The sequence below is a fragment of the Acinetobacter sp. 228 genome (genome assembly GCF_048147885.1).
The window spans coordinates 1-1144 of sequence record NZ_JAYWYV010000463.1 but is presented as its reverse complement, the minus strand read 5'-3'; the positions used below and the strand labels follow the sequence as shown (position 1 = coordinate 1144).

The 1144-nt window shown below is 37.9% G+C and carries 1 protein-coding gene; it reads right to left on the bottom strand.

The window, feature by feature from the left end; all coding sequences use genetic code 11:
- Window positions 1-995, bottom strand: a 995-nt coding sequence (locus tag VXQ92_RS19880; protein WP_416682948.1) for a DUF2339 domain-containing protein, incomplete at its 3' end; no start/stop codon positions are given.
- Between the last annotated feature and the right edge of the window lie 149 nt (window positions 996-1144).

The window sequence follows — 1144 nt, the reverse complement described above, 5'->3', positions numbered from 1 at the left end:
ATAACAAGATAGTAACTAAATAAAAAAACCACATCAGGACGATATTGCGGAATAACTAAAGGAGCCGCATACGCCATACCCAGTGCGAGTATTGCCAAATAAATAGCTTGTTGTTTTAAACTCAGGAATACTGTAATTGCTAATAAAATCGTAAATAGAATACTGGCTGTAGTTAGGCTGGTGATTACACCAAAATGATGTGAGAACACAAGCGTTAGAAAGACAACAGCTAGCCCTACACCTTGCAGTGCCACAGCAAATAGCTGATTTTTCTTTTGCAAGGTATATCCAAATGCTGTTAATACACCTCCTGCAATCGCAATAAAACCAAGTTTTACACCTAAGCTCAACTGCCAGTGCTCACTTGCAAAACGCAGTAAGAGCACTACCCCAACCATAAGCACAGCAACAGCCACCCTTAAAATTGGATTACCATGAATCATCCAATCGACTGCTGGTTGCCACCATGCGGTGGTCTGCGTACGAAATGTTTGTTTTTCTTGATTTAATGCTATTGTTCCAGGTAAAGCTGGCTCGGTAATATTGTTTGGATCAACTTGCCCTAATACAGGCGTTATCACTTCTGTATGTATAGATTCATTTACATTTACTGTTTGCTTGGCTGTCTCGAGGAACAATAAACGAGTATGAAATGCACTGATGGTTTGAATCAAACATAACAGTAAAACCAGTAATGCCCCACCAGCAATCCACATCCAATGATTGATATAAGCAACTAATGCAACCAAAGCGGCGGTATAAATTACCGTTCTTTGCATATGAATAGAATAAAGTGGCGTTGTCTTGTGAGAAAACTGTTGTTCTAAATGAGTTAAACGTTGATGCAAACTTGATAATGACTGAACCAGTATGACAGTGAATGCAATAGATAAAGCAACAACGGCACTCTGAAATTTAAAACCAATTGAAATGGCTAAACACAAAGTCAAAGCGATCAAAACGATGATCATTCCCTGTTTGTCTTTTTTATACATGGGCTTAGCAATATGACACCTTCATTACAGGCCATCTTACTTCAAGCCAATACATGCGTATATTTATACATACAAAATACTGCAAAAATCATAAACCTGCATTCATAGCCGTTTTCACGTAAAATACCCATAATTCAGTTTAAGGAATT